The sequence below is a fragment of the Enterobacter sp. K16B genome (assembly GCF_020216105.1).
Taxonomy (GTDB): domain Bacteria; phylum Pseudomonadota; class Gammaproteobacteria; order Enterobacterales; family Enterobacteriaceae; genus Enterobacter; species Enterobacter sichuanensis.
This window is the reverse complement of sequence record NZ_JAIWJZ010000028.1, coordinates 1-15,057: the sequence shown is the minus strand read 5'-3', so window position 1 is coordinate 15,057 and position 15,057 is coordinate 1. Positions and strand designations below refer to the sequence as shown.

The 15,057-nt window shown below is 54.7% G+C and carries 14 protein-coding genes; 9 read left to right on the top strand and 5 right to left on the bottom strand.

Translation table 11 applies throughout. From position 1 onward, the window contains the following. Positions 1-36 precede the first annotated feature (36 nt). Positions 37-909, top strand: coding sequence for a 23S rRNA pseudouridine(2604) synthase RluF (gene rluF, locus LDK53_RS07215; protein ID WP_225285214.1), 873 nt, complete (start codon positions 37-39; stop codon positions 907-909). A gap of 291 nt (positions 910-1,200) precedes the next feature. Next, positions 1,201-1,566 (top strand): hypothetical protein, encoded by a 366-nt coding sequence (locus tag LDK53_RS07210; RefSeq protein WP_225285212.1) that lies wholly within the window; start codon positions 1,201-1,203, stop codon positions 1,564-1,566. Positions 1,567-1,765: 199 nt separating this feature from the next. Here the strand turns inward: LDK53_RS07210 and lysC are convergent, their stop codons facing one another. Further along, positions 1,766-3,115, bottom strand: coding sequence for a lysine-sensitive aspartokinase 3 (lysC, locus tag LDK53_RS07205; RefSeq protein WP_045286172.1), 1,350 nt, complete (start codon positions 3,113-3,115; stop codon positions 1,766-1,768). Between the two features lie 374 nt (positions 3,116-3,489). On the opposite strand from lysC, the gene pgi reads away from it, so the two are divergent. The 5 genes from pgi (at position 3,490) to LDK53_RS07180 (ending at position 9,336) form a co-directional block, all read left to right on the top strand. Next, positions 3,490-5,139, top strand: coding sequence for a glucose-6-phosphate isomerase (gene pgi / locus LDK53_RS07200; RefSeq protein ID WP_025758997.1), 1,650 nt, complete (start codon positions 3,490-3,492; stop codon positions 5,137-5,139). Between the two features lie 367 nt (positions 5,140-5,506). Further along, positions 5,507-5,749: an exopolysaccharide production protein YjbE gene (yjbE, locus tag LDK53_RS07195; protein WP_008503423.1), complete on the top strand. Its 243-nt coding sequence runs from the start codon at positions 5,507-5,509 to the stop codon at positions 5,747-5,749. A 118-nt stretch (positions 5,750-5,867) separates the two neighbouring features. Then, positions 5,868-6,506 carry a YjbF family lipoprotein gene (locus LDK53_RS07190; RefSeq protein WP_025758995.1) on the top strand — a complete coding sequence of 213 codons (639 nt, stop codon included), beginning with the start codon at positions 5,868-5,870 and terminating at the stop codon, positions 6,504-6,506. Continuing rightward, the gene (locus tag LDK53_RS07185) at positions 6,503-7,240 is read left to right on the top strand and encodes a capsule biosynthesis GfcC D2 domain-containing protein (RefSeq protein ID WP_094919311.1); all 738 of its coding nucleotides are present in this window, start codon (positions 6,503-6,505) and stop codon (positions 7,238-7,240) included. The genes LDK53_RS07190 and LDK53_RS07185 overlap by 4 nt, the downstream gene beginning before the upstream one ends. Continuing rightward, on the top strand, positions 7,240-9,336 hold the full coding sequence (locus LDK53_RS07180; protein WP_225285209.1) for a YjbH domain-containing protein: 2,097 nt from the start codon (positions 7,240-7,242) through the stop codon (positions 9,334-9,336). Before LDK53_RS07185 ends, LDK53_RS07180 begins: the two co-directional genes overlap by 1 nt. A 79-nt stretch (positions 9,337-9,415) precedes the next feature. On the opposite strand, the gene LDK53_RS07175 is transcribed toward LDK53_RS07180, so the two are convergent. Then, positions 9,416-9,868: an acyltransferase gene (locus tag LDK53_RS07175; protein ID WP_225285207.1), complete on the bottom strand. Its 453-nt coding sequence runs from the start codon at positions 9,866-9,868 to the stop codon at positions 9,416-9,418. Between the two features lie 96 nt (positions 9,869-9,964). On the opposite strand from LDK53_RS07175, the gene psiE reads away from it, so the two are divergent. After that, positions 9,965-10,375 (top strand): phosphate-starvation-inducible protein PsiE, encoded by a 411-nt coding sequence (gene psiE, locus LDK53_RS07170; protein WP_000202963.1) that lies wholly within the window; start codon positions 9,965-9,967, stop codon positions 10,373-10,375. Positions 10,376-10,472: 97 nt separating this feature from the next. Here the strand turns inward: psiE and malG are convergent, their stop codons facing one another. The 3 genes from malG to malE form a co-directional block, all read right to left on the bottom strand. After that, positions 10,473-11,363: a maltose ABC transporter permease MalG gene (gene malG, locus LDK53_RS07165; RefSeq protein WP_225285206.1), complete on the bottom strand. Its 891-nt coding sequence runs from the start codon at positions 11,361-11,363 to the stop codon at positions 10,473-10,475. A 14-nt stretch (positions 11,364-11,377) separates the two neighbouring features. Beyond that, positions 11,378-12,922, bottom strand: a complete 1,545-nt coding sequence (gene malF / locus LDK53_RS07160) for a maltose ABC transporter permease MalF (RefSeq protein WP_225285204.1) — start codon at positions 12,920-12,922, stop codon at positions 11,378-11,380. Between the two features lie 120 nt (positions 12,923-13,042). Then, positions 13,043-14,233 carry a maltose/maltodextrin ABC transporter substrate-binding protein MalE gene (malE, locus tag LDK53_RS07155; protein WP_059386340.1) on the bottom strand — a complete coding sequence of 397 codons (1,191 nt, stop codon included), beginning with the start codon at positions 14,231-14,233 and terminating at the stop codon, positions 13,043-13,045. Between the two features lie 370 nt (positions 14,234-14,603). On the opposite strand from malE, the gene LDK53_RS07150 reads away from it, so the two are divergent. Further along, positions 14,604-15,057 (top strand): ATP-binding cassette domain-containing protein (locus tag LDK53_RS07150; RefSeq protein ID WP_225285202.1); only part of this gene is annotated, 454 nt, incomplete at its 3' end.

The window sequence follows — 15,057 nt, the reverse complement described above, 5'->3', positions numbered from 1 at the left end:
CAAGGTAAGGTATATTTCGCCTTCACAGGAGAAACTATGCTGCCAACTCAATCAACCCGATTAAACAAATACATTAGCGAGAGCGGGATCTGCTCACGTCGCGAGGCGGACCGTTACATTGAACAGGGTAACGTGTTCCTCAACGGCAAACGCGCCACGATTGGTGACCAGGTGATGCCTGGCGACGTGGTAAAAGTGAATGGTCAGCTCATCGAACCGCGCGATGCTGAAGACCTGGTGTTTATCGCGTTGAATAAACCGGTTGGGATTGTCAGCACCACGGAAGATGGCGAGCGGGGTAACATTGTTGATTTCGTGAACCACAGCAGCCGTATCTTCCCGATCGGCCGTCTGGATAAAGACTCTCAGGGGCTGATTTTCCTCACCAACCACGGCGATCTGGTCAACAAAATCCTGCGTGCCGGTAACGATCACGAGAAAGAGTACATTGTGACGGTGAATAAGCCGGTCACGGACGAGTTTATTCGCGGCATGGGCGCCGGTGTGCCGATCCTTGGGACCGTCACGAAAAAGTGTAAGGTGAAGAAAGAGGCGCCGTTCGCGTTCCGCATTACTCTGGTGCAGGGCTTAAATCGCCAGATCCGCCGTATGTGTGAATACTTTGGCTATGAAGTGACGAAGCTTGAGCGTACCCGCATCATGAACGTCAGCCTGTCCGGTATCCCGCTGGGCGAGTGGCGCGATTTAACCGATGATGAACTGATCGAGCTGTTTAAGCTTATCGAGAACTCCTCGTCCGAAGCGAAGCCGAAGGCCAAAGCGAAACCGAAAACCCAGGCGATTAAGCGCCCGGTGGTCAAGGCGCCACAGGCGGAAGAGAAAGGACGCGGCAAACCGGGTAACGGCAAACGCTTTACCCAGCCGGGGCGTAAAAAGAAGGGGCGCTAAGCCCTTTTTTTACTGCCGGGAATTTCTTATTTCCCGGCAATAGAATGCACTACATATTTTTATTATTTATGTCGTATTTATATTTATTGTTTTTCGATATGAATTGATAGCGTTACTAGATCGATTTAATAAAAAACGATTAAAATTAGCTTGTCTTGTATTCCTGTCGCATGATATAGATATCGTGGTGTATGTATTTGCAACAGCGTCAAATCTAACTGGATAGTCTGGATTCTATTGAGAAATAATTATCCTCGCTATCGTCCCTACCTTATATAATAAGGATTTAATATGAAAGAAATTCCATTAGAAATTGTTTATCGCCTCTACAAGGCAAATAGTGGTGATACCATTGATAATAAGTATGTTCGCCTTAATGGGGGGTGGGCGACAGATGACGATCGTCGTGTTGAATCTAATGGGCTTGTAGCAAGAACGCCAATATATAAATTCGTCTTTAAGGACCTATCGGACGGTAAGTATTATGAGGCTGCTCAAGCTGCTGCAAAAGCTGATGATCCAACACGTCCCTACGATGTTTGGGTTCATGAACCTTTCACCACCCTTAATACTGTTGACCCGTTCCCTGTGTATCAATGTCGATATGAAACCAGGGAAGTCAGTATGCATATTGTGACGGATGCTATCCCTATGTAAGCATAATTCATAACCATTTTTATATTTTACCGAGGTGTATATATCAATACCTGGTAAAATATCGCCAGCAAGCTAATTGCCGCTGTACCCATCGCGCAAACAGCCTGGCAATGGTGAATAATATTCGCTTTTGTTGCCGAGTAATAAAAAGCCGGGTCTGCACCCGGCTTATTGCGATTTTTTTACCCGCTCACCAACGTCATTCAAACAAATTCTGATGAAGTTTCTGCACCACCTGCTCGGCCTGATCGGCAGGCACCAGGAAGCAGAGGTTATAGCTGGACGCGCCGTAGCAAATCATACGGATATTGAACGGGTCGAGCACGCCGAACACTTCTTTGCCTACGCCGCAGGCGCGGGACAGTTTGTTGCCGATGATGGCTACCAGCGCCAGGTCTTCTTCCACTTCCACGCGGCACAGCTCAGACAGCTCAATCAGCAGCGACTGTGTCAGCAGGGTGTCACCGGTGGAGGTAGAGCCGGTGGTGTCCAGCGTCAGCGCAATGCTCACTTCAGAAGTGGTGATCAGATCCACGGAGATATTATGGCGCGCCAGAATGCCAAACACTTCCGCCAGGAAACCGCGGGAGTGCAGCATATTATGGCTGTGGAGCGTCACCAGCGTCTGGCGACGGCGCAGGGCCAGCGCGCGGAACAGCGGTGGGTTTTCCGTTTTCTTGCAGACCAGCGTACCGCCCGCTTTCGGATCTTTACTGGAGCCGACGAACACCGGAATATCGCTGCGCACGGCCGGCAGCAGCGTGGCAGGGTGCAGCACTTTCGCGCCGAAGGTGGCCATTTCCGCCGCCTCTTCAAAAGCGATGACATCAATACGTTTGGCCGCAGAAACGACGCGCGGGTCGGTGGTGTAAATGCCCGGAACGTCAGTCCAGATATCGACGCGGGTGGCATGCAGGGCTTCGCCCAGCAGCGCGGCGGTATAGTCGCTGCCGCCACGGCCAAGCGTTGTTGTGCGCCCTTTTGCTTCACTGCCGATAAAGCCCTGGGTGATCACAATGCCATCGGCCAGGCGTGGGGCCAGTTGCTGAGTGGTCAGCTCGGCCAGCGCTTCTACGTCCGGCTCGGCGCGGCCAAAGCGATCGCTGGTACGCATCACTTTGCGCACGTCAAACCACTGCGCCGGAATATTACGTTCGCGCATGATTTCCACGAACAGCAGGGTGGACATCAGTTCACCGTGGCTGACCAGCTCGTCTGTCAGGGCAGTGGAGGTTGCCAGAGAGGCCGCTTCGGCCAGCGTGGTGATATTTTCCAGCAGACGTTCCACTTCCTCGCGGATGACGTTCGGGTTCTGCAGACGCTCAAGGATGTCGAACTGAATTTTGCGCAGTGCATCCAGCTTCACGAAACGTTCTGTCGCTTCCAGTCCTTCAGACAGAGAAACCAGCAGGTTCGTCACGCCGGCAGAGGCGGAAAGCACCACCAGGCGGGTATTCGGATCGGCCAGCACCACATCGGCGCTGCGGTTCATGGCATCGTAATCGGCCACACTGGTGCCGCCAAATTTGGCGACCACAAAACTCGTCATAACAACCTCGTGTCAGGGAATGAATAAGCGACCATGGCACAAGAATGAAACGAAAACAGGTGCAGGCGCAAAATACGGCCCTATAAATAAAATGTGGGGGAGGTCCTGTCAATGCTGGGATTATGCGGATTTTTTATGGGGGGGTACCCCTGAGAAACAGGACTTATAACAGGGCCAGATTTTATGCTCCGTTTTAGGGCTTTTTGACCGACATTTCGCCGCCGCAGAAGGGCAATTCAGCAGCTATACTTTTCGGGTCTTTTCACCTGTGTTTGATGCAGGCCAGGGCAATGGCATAAAAACCATCACAATTTTTATTTGCAGGCGCTACAATCGACCGCAGTCACAATTCTCAAATCAGAAGAGTATTGCTAATGAAAAACATCAACCCAACGCAGACCGCTGCCTGGCAGGCACTCCAGAAACATTTTGATGAAATGAAAGACGTCACCATCGCGGATCTGTTCGCGAAAGATGCCGATCGTTTCAGTAAGTTCTCCGCGACTTTCGATGACCTGATGCTGGTGGATTTCTCCAAAAACCGTATCACCGAAGAGACGCTGGCAAAACTGCAGGATCTGGCGAAAGAGACTGAACTGGCCGACGCCATCAAATCCATGTTCTCTGGTGAGAAGATCAACCGCACCGAAGACCGTGCCGTGCTGCATGTGGCCCTGCGTAACCGTAGCAATACCCCAATCATCGTCGACGGCAAAGACGTGATGCCGGAAGTGAACGCGGTGCTGGAAAAGATGAAAGCCTTCTCCGAAGCGATCATCTCCGGAAGCTGGAAAGGTTACACCGGCAAACCGATCACCGACGTGGTTAACATCGGTATCGGCGGTTCTGACCTCGGTCCGTTCATGGTGACCGAAGCGCTGCGCCCGTACAAAAACCACCTCAACATGCACTTTGTCTCGAACGTTGATGGTACCCACATCGCCGAAGTGCTGAAAAACGTGAACCCGGAAACCACCCTGTTCCTGGTCGCGTCTAAAACCTTCACCACCCAGGAAACCATGACCAACGCCCACAGCGCACGCGACTGGTTCCTGAAAACCGCGGGCGACAACAAGCACGTGGCGAAACACTTCGCGGCGCTGTCCACCAACGGTAAAGCGGTCAGCGAGTTCGGTATCGATACCGCGAATATGTTTGAGTTCTGGGACTGGGTCGGCGGCCGTTACTCTCTGTGGTCCGCGATCGGTCTGTCCATCATTCTGTCCGTGGGCTTCGACAATTTCGTTGAGCTGCTCTCCGGCGCGCACGCGATGGATAAACACTTCTCCACCACCGCACCTGAGAAAAACCTGCCGGTGCTGCTGGCGCTGATCGGTATCTGGTACAACAACTTCTTCGGTGCCGAAACCGAAGCGATCCTGCCGTATGACCAGTACATGCACCGCTTTGCTGCTTACTTCCAGCAGGGCAACATGGAATCCAACGGTAAATATGTTGACCGTAACGGCAACGCGGTGGATTACCAGACCGGGCCAATCATCTGGGGCGAGCCGGGTACTAACGGCCAGCATGCCTTCTACCAGCTGATTCACCAGGGCACCAAAATGGTACCGTGCGATTTCATCGCCCCGGCTATCACCCATAACCCGCTGTCCGACCATCATCCGAAGCTGCTGTCGAACTTCTTCGCCCAGACCGAAGCGCTGGCGTTTGGTAAATCCCGCGAGGTGGTAGAGCAGGAATACCGCGACCAGGGTAAAGATCCGGCCACGCTGGACCACGTTGTCCCGTTCAAAGTGTTCGAAGGCAACCGTCCAACCAACTCCATCCTGCTGCGCGAAATCACGCCGTTCAGCCTGGGTGCGCTGATTGCCCTGTATGAGCACAAAATCTTTACTCAGGGCGCGATCCTGAACATCTTCACCTTTGACCAGTGGGGCGTTGAGCTGGGCAAACAGCTGGCAAACCGTATCCTGCCAGAGTTGGGTGACGATAACGCGATCACCAGCCACGACAGCTCGACCAATGGCTTGATTAACCGTTATAAAGCATGGCGTGCGTAATTAAATTGTCATGAAAATGTGCCGGCGATATGCCGGCATTTTTTTATCAGATAATTCCTGATGTCTGTTATTTAGCTCAAATTCCTGTACTGAGTTTAATCTGAAAAAAGCCGTTAACCCGTTAATGACTGAGGTTTACTTTAGGAATATACGGATAACGCCATAGTCGCTTTTTAATTCTATCTCATTGATTTATATGTTTTATATATTTGGTTAATTGCCCTTATCTTTCAATTTTATCCATTAGTCTGAAAACCCCTTTCCTATTTCCCCGGACGGCAAACCCGCGGCGGGAGTTGTGTATACTCGAATCCGCCTGAAATTCTTTTTGGGCAAATCTCCATTCATTCAATGAAGGGAAATTCTTATGAAGAAAGTACTGTATGGCATTTTTGCCATATCTGCGCTTGCGGCGACATCTGTTTATGCAGCTCCGGTTCAGGTCGGGGAAGCGGCAGGTTCGGCTGCGACGTCTGCGTCTGCGGGAAGTTCTACCGCGGCCAGCGCCAGCACCGTAAGTTCAGCCGTGGGTGTCGCGCTGGCGGCAACCGGTGGCGGTGATGGCTCCAATACCGGAACCACGACCACCACGACAACCAGCACCCAGTAATAGCGGGTGTTTTAATCATAACCACACTTCGGTGTGGTTATTCTGGCTTTTCAGTAGCCTTCGGGACCTGTAGGCCGGGTACGAGTAGCGCCACCCGGCAATAATGCGGAGAAGAGTCGTGAAGCGACCTGGGATCATCCTGATTTGCCTGCTGTTGCAGGCGTGCTCGGCCACCACCAAAGGGCTGGGAAATTCACTGTGGGAGAGCATGTTCGGCACACCGGGCGTGCATCTGACCGATGACGAACTGCAAAACATGCCGTATGCCAGCCAGTACATGCAGCTTAACGATGGCCCGCAACTGTTTGTGGTGCTCGCTTTCGATGAAAACGGGCAGCAGAAATGGGTGACGCAGGATCAGGCCACCATCGTGACGCAGCACGGTCGTATCGTAAAAACCCTGTTGGGCGGCGATAACCTGCTTGAGGTGAATAACCTCGCGGCCGACCCGCTGATCAAACCGAACCAGATTACCGACGGCGCAAGCTGGACGCGTACGATGGGCTGGACCGAACATAAGCAGGTGCGTTACGCCACGGCACGTTCAACCTTCCGCTGGAACGGCACGGACAGCGTCAGCGTGGGCAGCGATGAAACCCGTGTCCGCGTGCTGGATGAAGAGGTCGTCACCGATCAGGCCACCTGGCATAACCGTTTCTGGATCGACGATGACGGGCAGATCCGCCAGTCCCTGCAGTATCTCGGCGCCGGATTCTTCCCGGTCAAAACCACGCTGATCAAGGCCGCGAAATCATGAAAACACTTATTCGCGTTGCGCTGATCGCAAGCTTTGCCACACCGCTCGCATGGTCTGCCGGGACGGTGAAGGTCTATACCCCGGAGAGCACGCAGCCTAAAACATTGACCAATGCCGGTCATCTTATCGATCTCGTCGGCCAGCCACGTCTGGCAAACAGCTGGTGGCCAGGCGCGGTCATCGCTGAACGCCAGAAGACTGCTGAAGCAGAACAACAGCACAAGGCGCTTCTCGCCAGGCTGACGGGGTTAGCGGAGCAGGAAGACGGTGATGACGCGGCGGCGATTAACAGCGTTCGCCAGCAGCTTCAGGCTCTGAAAATAACAGGACGGCTGCAGGTCAATCTCGATCCGGATGACGTGCGGGTGTCGGAGAACGGTAACCCGGCGCTGGAAGGCGATTACACGCTCTGGCTACCGGCACAGCCTGCCACCATTACCGTCTTCGGACTGATCAGCAGCCCGGGTCACAAGCCTTTTACGCCGGGTCGCGATGTGGCGAGCTATCTTGACGAGCAAAGCCTGCTGAGCGGAGCGGACAACAGCTACGCCTGGGTGGTTTACCCGGACGGGCACACACAAAAAGCCCCGGTTGCTTACTGGAACAAGCGCCATATCGAACCTGCGCCTGGCAGCGTGATTTTTGTCGGTTTTGCCGACCATTTCTGGACGAAGGCCTATGACGGGCTTAACGCCGATATCCTTCACTCCCTGATTCAGCGGATACCGGAATAATGAAAAGAACCTATCTCTACAGCATGCTGGCGCTTTGCGTGAGCGCCGCTTGCCACGCAGAAACGTATCCGGCACCCATTGGCCCGTCTCAGTCAGACTTCGGTGGCGTCGGTTTAATGCAGACTCCCACCGCGCGAATGGCGCGTGAAGGTGAGTTGAGCCTTAACTACCGCGATAACGACCAGTATCGCTACTACTCGGCGTCTGTGCAGCTGTTCCCGTGGCTTGAAACCACGCTGCGCTACACCGACGTGCGCACCAAAAAATACAGCAGCGTTGAGTCCTTCTCTGACGATCAGACCTACAAAGATAAAGCCTTCGACGTCAAACTGCGTCTGTGGGAAGAGAGCTACTGGATGCCGCAGGTCTCCGTTGGCGCGCGTGATATCGGCGGTACCGGTCTGTTTGATGCGGAATACGTCGTCGCCAGCAAAGCCTGGGGACCGTTCGACTTCTCGCTCGGCCTGGGATGGGGCTATCTGGGCACCAGCGGTAACGTGACCAACCCGTTCTGTTCCTACAGCGATAAATACTGTTACCGCGATAACAGCTATCAGAAAGCGGGATCCATCAATGGCGACCAGATGTTCCACGGCCCGGCATCGCTGTTTGGCGGTGTGGAATATCAGACCCCCTGGCAGCCGCTGCGCCTGAAGCTGGAGTACGAAGGTAATAACTACTCGCAGGATTTCGCCGGGAAGATTGAGCAGAAGAGCAAGTTTAACGTCGGCGCCATTTATCGCGTCACTGACTGGGCTGACGTTAACCTCAGCTACGAGCGTGGCAATACGGTGATGTTTGGCTTCACGCTGCGCACCAACTTTAACGACATGCGCCCGCACTACAATGACAACGCGCGGCCTGCATACCAGCCGGAGCCGCAGGATGCGATCCTGCAGCACTCCGTGGTGGCAAACCAGCTGACGTTGCTGAAATACAACGCAGGCCTCGCCGATCCGAAAATTCAGGTCAAAGGGGATACGCTGTACGTCACCGGTGAGCAGGTGAAATATCGCGACTCGCGGGAAGGGATCGAGCGCGCCAACCGGATCATCATGAACGATCTGCCGGACGGGATCCGTACGATCCGCGTGACGGAGAACCGTCTCAACCTGCCGCAAGTGACAACGGAAACGGACGTCGCCAGCCTCAAGCGCCATCTGGAAGGTGAACCGCTGGGGCATGAAACCGAACTGGTGCAAAAACGCGTTGAGCCGATCGTGCCGGACACTACCGAACAGGGCTGGTATATCGATAAATCGCGCTTTGATTTCCATATCGATCCGGTGCTGAACCAGTCCGTCGGCGGGCCGGAAAACTTCTACATGTATCAGCTCGGGGTCATGGCGACGGCGGATCTGTGGCTCACCGACCACCTGCTGACCACCGGCAGCCTGTTTGGCAACATCGCCAACAACTACGACAAGTTCAACTACACCAACCCGCCAAAAGACTCGACGCTGCCGCGCGTGCGTACCCGCGTGCGTGAATATGTGCAAAACGATGCCTACGTGAACAACCTGCAGGCCAACTACTTCCAGTACTTTGGCAACGGCTTCTACGGCCAGGTTTACGGGGGGTACCTGGAAACCATGTACGGCGGTGCGGGGGCGGAAGTGCTGTATCGTCCGGTGGACAGCAACTGGGCGTTTGGTATTGATGCCAACTACGTCAAGCAGCGTGACTGGCGCAGCGCGCAGGACATGATGAAGTTCACCGATTACAGCGTCAAAACGGGGCATCTGACCGCCTACTGGACGCCGTCGTTTGCGCCTGATGTGCTGGTAAAAGCCAGCGTCGGTCAGTACCTGGCGGGCGATAAGGGCGGCACGCTGGATATCTCTAAACACTTCGACAGCGGCGTGGTCGTGGGCGGTTACGCCACCATCACCAACGTCTCGCCGGACGAATACGGGGAAGGGGACTTCACCAAAGGGGTGTATGTGTCGATTCCGCTGGATCTCTTCTCGTCAGGCCCAACCCGCAGCCGCGCGGCCATTGGCTGGACGCCGCTGACGCGTGACGGCGGTCAGCAGCTGGGTCGTAAGTTCCAGCTGTACGACATGACCAGCGATAAGAACATTAACTTCCGCTGATGCCTGATTGCCGGGCGGCACTGCGTTTGCCCGGCCTACGGTTTCGTAGGCCCGGTAAGCGCCAGCGCCACCGGGCGACCTACAGGCGGCGCAGAAGCCTCGCCGGATTCCCGGCATAAATGCCTTTCTTGGTGATGGATTTGGTTACCACGCTGCCTGCGCCAATCACCGCGCCATCGCAGATGGCGACCGCCAGGATGGTGGCACCGCTGCCTATCGATACATCATTCCCTACGGTAATTCGCCCCCAGCTGTTCCGGTCAGCATTGGGTTTGCCTTCGCGAAACAGGTCGTTGGCAAACATCACACCATGGCCGATAAAACAGCGTTCGCCGACAGTGACGTACTCACAGATGAAGGTGTGCGACTGGATCTTGCTGTCGTCGCCAATTCGCGTATGGCCCTGAATTTCAACAAACGGGCCGACGAATACCCCGTTACCGAGCACGCAGTCATAAAGATTGGCCGGTTCGTACACGGTGACATTTTCGCCACAGGTGACGTTACGAACCCCGGTGGGTTTGCGCTCCATCGTTTACCTCCGTACATAAAACATAATTAAAAAATATAGATCCACGTCACATTTTTGCGTTATACAGGAACCTCGCCCTGGAGAATGAGGTGCTGTATGACATCCCTGACTCGCCCGCGCGTTGAGTTTATCTCAACTATCCTCCAGACCGTGCTGAACCTCGGTCTGCTGAGCCTTGGCCTGATACTGGTCGTCTTTTTGGGTAAAGAGACGGTGCATCTGGCGGATGTGCTGTTCGCCCCCGAGCAAACCAGCAAATATGCGCTGGTGGAAGGACTGGTGGTCTACTTTCTCTACTTTGAATTTATCGCCCTGATTGTGAAGTATTTTCAGTCAGGCTTTCACTTCCCGCTACGCTATTTTGTCTACATTGGGATCACCGCGATAGTGCGGCTGATCATCGTCGATCATAAATCTCCCCTCGATGTGCTGATCTACTCGGCGGCGATCCTGCTGCTGGTGATCACCCTCTGGCTGTGTAATTCAAAGCGGCTGAAGCGAGAATAAAAAAATGGCGCTCCGAAGAGCGCCTAACAACAGTCACAAGTTGGGTCAATACAATACGTCTAAAGTTGAGGGTTGCAGTGGCATAACAAAATGAAACTTAACCTTTCACACCGCCCGCCGTCAGGCCGTTGACCAGCCAGCGCTGCGCCAGCAGGAACACCACGGTAATCGGGATGGCAGAGAGTACGGCCGCTGCGGCAAAGTCACCCCACAGGTAGTTTTGCGGGTTGAGGTATTGCTGCATCCCTACGGCCAGGGTGTAGCTGTTGACATCGCGCAGCAACAGCGACGCGACAGGCACTTCGGTGATGGCGGCGATAAACGACAGGATAAACACCACCGCCAGGATTGGCACCGAGAGCGGCAGCAGCACCAGACGGAACGCCTGCCATGGGGTTGCCCCATCCAGCGCGGCTGCTTCTTCCAGCGAACCGTCGATGGTTTCGAAATAGCCTTTAATGGTCCACACATGCAGTGCGATACCGCCCAGATAAGCGAAGATTACGCCGCCGTGGGTGTTGAGACCGATAAACGGCACATACTGGCCCAGGCGGTCAAACAGGGCATACAGCGCCACCAGGGAGAGCACGGCCGGGAACATCTGGAAAATCAGCATCCCTTTCAGCAGCGTCGCTTTGCCCGGGAAACGCATACGGGCGAAGGCATAAGCGCAGGTGGTGGAAGGCGCCACGATACCAACCGCGGTAATACCTGCGATTTTCACCGAGTTCCACAGCCACAGCAGGACCGGGAACGGCGGCGGCGTGACGCGGCCATCCGCGTGTTCCACACTGAAGCCCAACGCGAGCTTCCAGTGCTCCCAGGAGATTTCGTCCGGGATCAGGCTCCCGGTGGCGAAGTTACCCGAACGCAGGGAGATGGCGATAACCATCAGCAGCGGGAACATGATCGCCGCGATAAAAATCAGCAGACCTAAGTGCGTCACGAGGAGGCGCAGTTTTTGAGATTTGGGTTGTACCATAGCCATGATCGTTGCCCTCCTTAGTCAAATTTCATACGTGTGGCTTTCAGATTCACAATCGCCAGTGCGCCAACCAGCAGGAAGATCAGGGTGGCAATCGCTGCCGCCAGACCGAAGTCCTGTCCGCCGCCGCCTTCGAAAGCGATACGGTAGGTGTAGCTCACGAGCAGGTCGGTATAGCCTGCCGGCGTGGTGGTGCCAAGACGGTCCGGACCACCGTTGGTCAACAACTGAATCAGCACGAAGTTGTTAAAGTTAAAGGCGAAGCTGGCGATCATCAGCGGCGTCAGCGGTTTAATGAGCAGCGGCAGCGTAATCTTAAAGAAGTTCTGGAACGGGCCTGCGCCATCCATCGCTGAGGCTTCATACAGGTCGTCCGGGATGGCCTTCAGCAGACCCATGCACAGGATCATCATGTACGGATAGCCCAGCCAGGTGTTCACAATGATAATCATCGCGCGGGCGGTGGTCGGGTCGCTGAACCAGGCCGGTTTGATGCCAAAGAGCGCGCTCAGCATCATGTTGATTTCACCGAAGCTCTGGTTAAACAGCCCTTTGAAAATCAGAATCGAGATGAACGACGGTACGGCATAGGGCAGGATCAACAGCACGCGGTAAATCGCTTTCCCTTTCAGGGACTCCCACTGAACCAGGCAGGCCAGCACCATGCCCACGGCCACGGTCAGCAGCACGGTCAGCACCGAGAAGACGACTGTCCAGACAAAGATGGCGAAGAACGGTTTCTGAATACCTTCGTCGGTGAACACGCGGGTAAAGTTGTCCCAGCCGATGGTGACCGTATAGCCCGGGCTGAGTTTGTCATCACCCCATTTGCCGTCGGCGGTAATGGACTGATAGAAACCAATGTCGTTGTTCGGACGATATTTCACGCCGCTCTGGTTGTTGGTCAGTGTGCCGTCATCCGCCAGGGTATAGAGCGGCTGTGTGCCGGAGAACTGGCGCAGCGAGCTCATCGTCACTTTGCTTTCGTCTGGCAACACGGCAGTGAGCTGGGTCAGCGCCTGACGGTTCTGGGTAATGACGCGCAGGTTGGCACGTTCACCTTCCGGCAGGGCGGCAGCCTCTTTTAAGGCCAGCTTCTGTTCGCCGCCGAACGTGAAGGCGTCGGAGACATAGTATTTGCCGCTAGCTTCGTCAGTGAGCGCTAACTTCCACTCTTTACCGGCAGGATACAGGCCGAAGTTAAAGGTCTTGCCAGCCTGATAAGAGCGGTCCATCAGGACCTGCTGCGCGCGTTCCTGCGCAAGCTGGTTGGTGCTGCTGTAGTTGGTAAACGCAATGGCGATAGTACAAATCAGCGGGAAAAGGACAAACAGCCCCATCCCGGCCACGCCCGGATAGACATAACGCCAGGCATAGGTTTTACGGTTGGCGAAAATATACAGGCCAGCAGAGCTTAAAATCAGCGTCATGATGGCAAACAGATATTCCCCTTGTACGTACATTAAAACAACAAGGTAACCCACCAGCAGACTCAGCAGACCGATCGCTGACCATTTCAGCGCGTCGCTTTGCCACCAGCGTTTCTTTTTAATGACATCCATGGGGTTTTTCCTCTACAACGGTGAAAACTTATCGTCAGGTGGCGCTGCGCTTACCTGACCTACGGATCGTGCCGTAGTCGTAGGGCGGGTAAGCGCAAGCGCCACCCGCCGTTTTTCTGCTTACTTGGTAATACGACCCTGTGCATCTTTCAGCGCGGCATCGACAGTCTGACGACCGCTTGCGGCGTTGATGACGGCAGTACGAGTGGCGTACCAGAACGCGGCCATCTGTGGGATGTTCGGCATGATTTCGCCTTTCTGGGCGTTATCCATGGTGGCGGCGATACGGGGATCTTTCGCCAGCTGATCCTGGAAGGATTTCAGCGCAACAGCACCCAGCGGTTTGTCCTTGTTCACTTCATCCAGACCCTGATCGGTCAGCAGGTAGTTTTCCAGGAACTCTTTCGCCAGCTCTTTGTTCGGGCTGGCGGCGTTGATACCGGCGCTCAGCACGCCAACGAACGGTTTAGACGGTTTGCCTTTGAAGGTTGGCAGCAGCGTCACGCCGTAGTTGATTTTGCTCTTGTCGATGTTGCTCCAGGCCCACGGACCGTTGATGGTCATCGCGGTTTCGCCTTTGTTGAACGCCGCTTCTGCGATGGAGTAGTCGGTATCCGCGTTCATGTGTTTGTTCTTGATGAGGTCAACCAGGAAGGTCAGGCCTGCTTTCGCGCCAGCGCTGTCTACGCCCACGTCTTTCACGTCATATTTGCCGTTTTCAAACTTGAACGCGTAGCCGCCGTCGGCTGCAATCAGCGGCCAGGTGAAGTACGGCTCCTGCAGGTTGAACATCAGCGCGCTCTTGCCTTTCGCTTTCAGCTCTTTATCCAGTTTCGGGATCTCTTCCCAGGTTTTCGGCGGGTTAGGTACCAGGTCTTTGTTGTAAATCAGAGACAGGGCTTCTACCGCAACCGGGTAAGCGATCAGTTTGCCGTTATAGCGAACGGCGTCCCAGGTGAACGGGAACAGCTTGTCCTGGAAGGCTTTGTCCGGGGTGACTTCAGCCAGCAGACCAGACTGTGCGTAGCCACCGAAGCGGTCATGTGCCCAGAAGATAATGTCCGGACCGTCACCCGTTGCCGCAACCTGCGGGAATTTCTCTTCCAGTTTGTCCGGGTGCTCTACGGTGACTTTGATACCGGTGTCTTTCTCGAATTTTTTACCCACTTCGGCCAGGCCGTTATAGCCTTTGTCGCCGTTAATCCAGATAACCAGCTTGCCTTCTTCAATTTTGGCGAGCGCCGGTGCGGAAATCATCATTGCTGCGAGGGCGGACAATGCGAAAACGCGTGCGCCAGTCTTGATATTCATATCTGCCATCCTTTTTGGTGATGTCTCGTGGTATGACTTCAGTGGTTCAACGTGACTCAGTCTCCTTATTTGACATCCTCTTTCCATCCTCCCAACCCCTACGCCCCACCCCCCGTTTGTGTGATCTCTGTTGCATAAATTTAAGTTATGAGTGCTGGCGCACATAAAAACACACTGAATTTTGCAGGCCGCTTCACGAATTTCGCCTCACCCCGCCAGCGACGGTCGCAGAGCCTGCTCTCTCATCCTCCCGCCTCCTCCCCCATAAAAAAGCCGGGGGGTGGAGGATTCAGGAAAGTAATGGATACCCCATAGTGAACTTATCTTGAATGTTTCTGTCGGTGACAGGTTGTAACGAAGGGAGAAGGGCATGGCGAGCGTACAGCTGCGTAATGTAACGAAAGCCTGGGGCGATGTTGTGGTGTCGAAAGACATCAATCTGGACATCCACGAAGGTGAATTCGTGGTATTTGTCGGCCCATCAGGCTGCGGTAAATCAACTCTGCTGCGTATGATTGCCGGTCTTGAAACCATCACCAGCGGCGACTTGCTGATCGGTGATACCCGAATGAACGACATCCCACCCGCCGAACGTGGCGTCGGGATGGTGTTCCAGTCTTATGCACTCTATCCCCATCTTTCCGTGGCCGAGAACATGTCCTTCGGTCTGAAGCTGGCCGGCGCGAAGAAAGAGGTCATTAACCAGCGCGTCACCCAGGTGGCGGAAGTGTTACAGCTTGCGCACCTGCTGGAGCGTAAACCGAAAGCGCTTTCCGGCGGTCAACGTCAGCGTGTGGCGATTGGCCGTACCCTTGTCGCCGAAC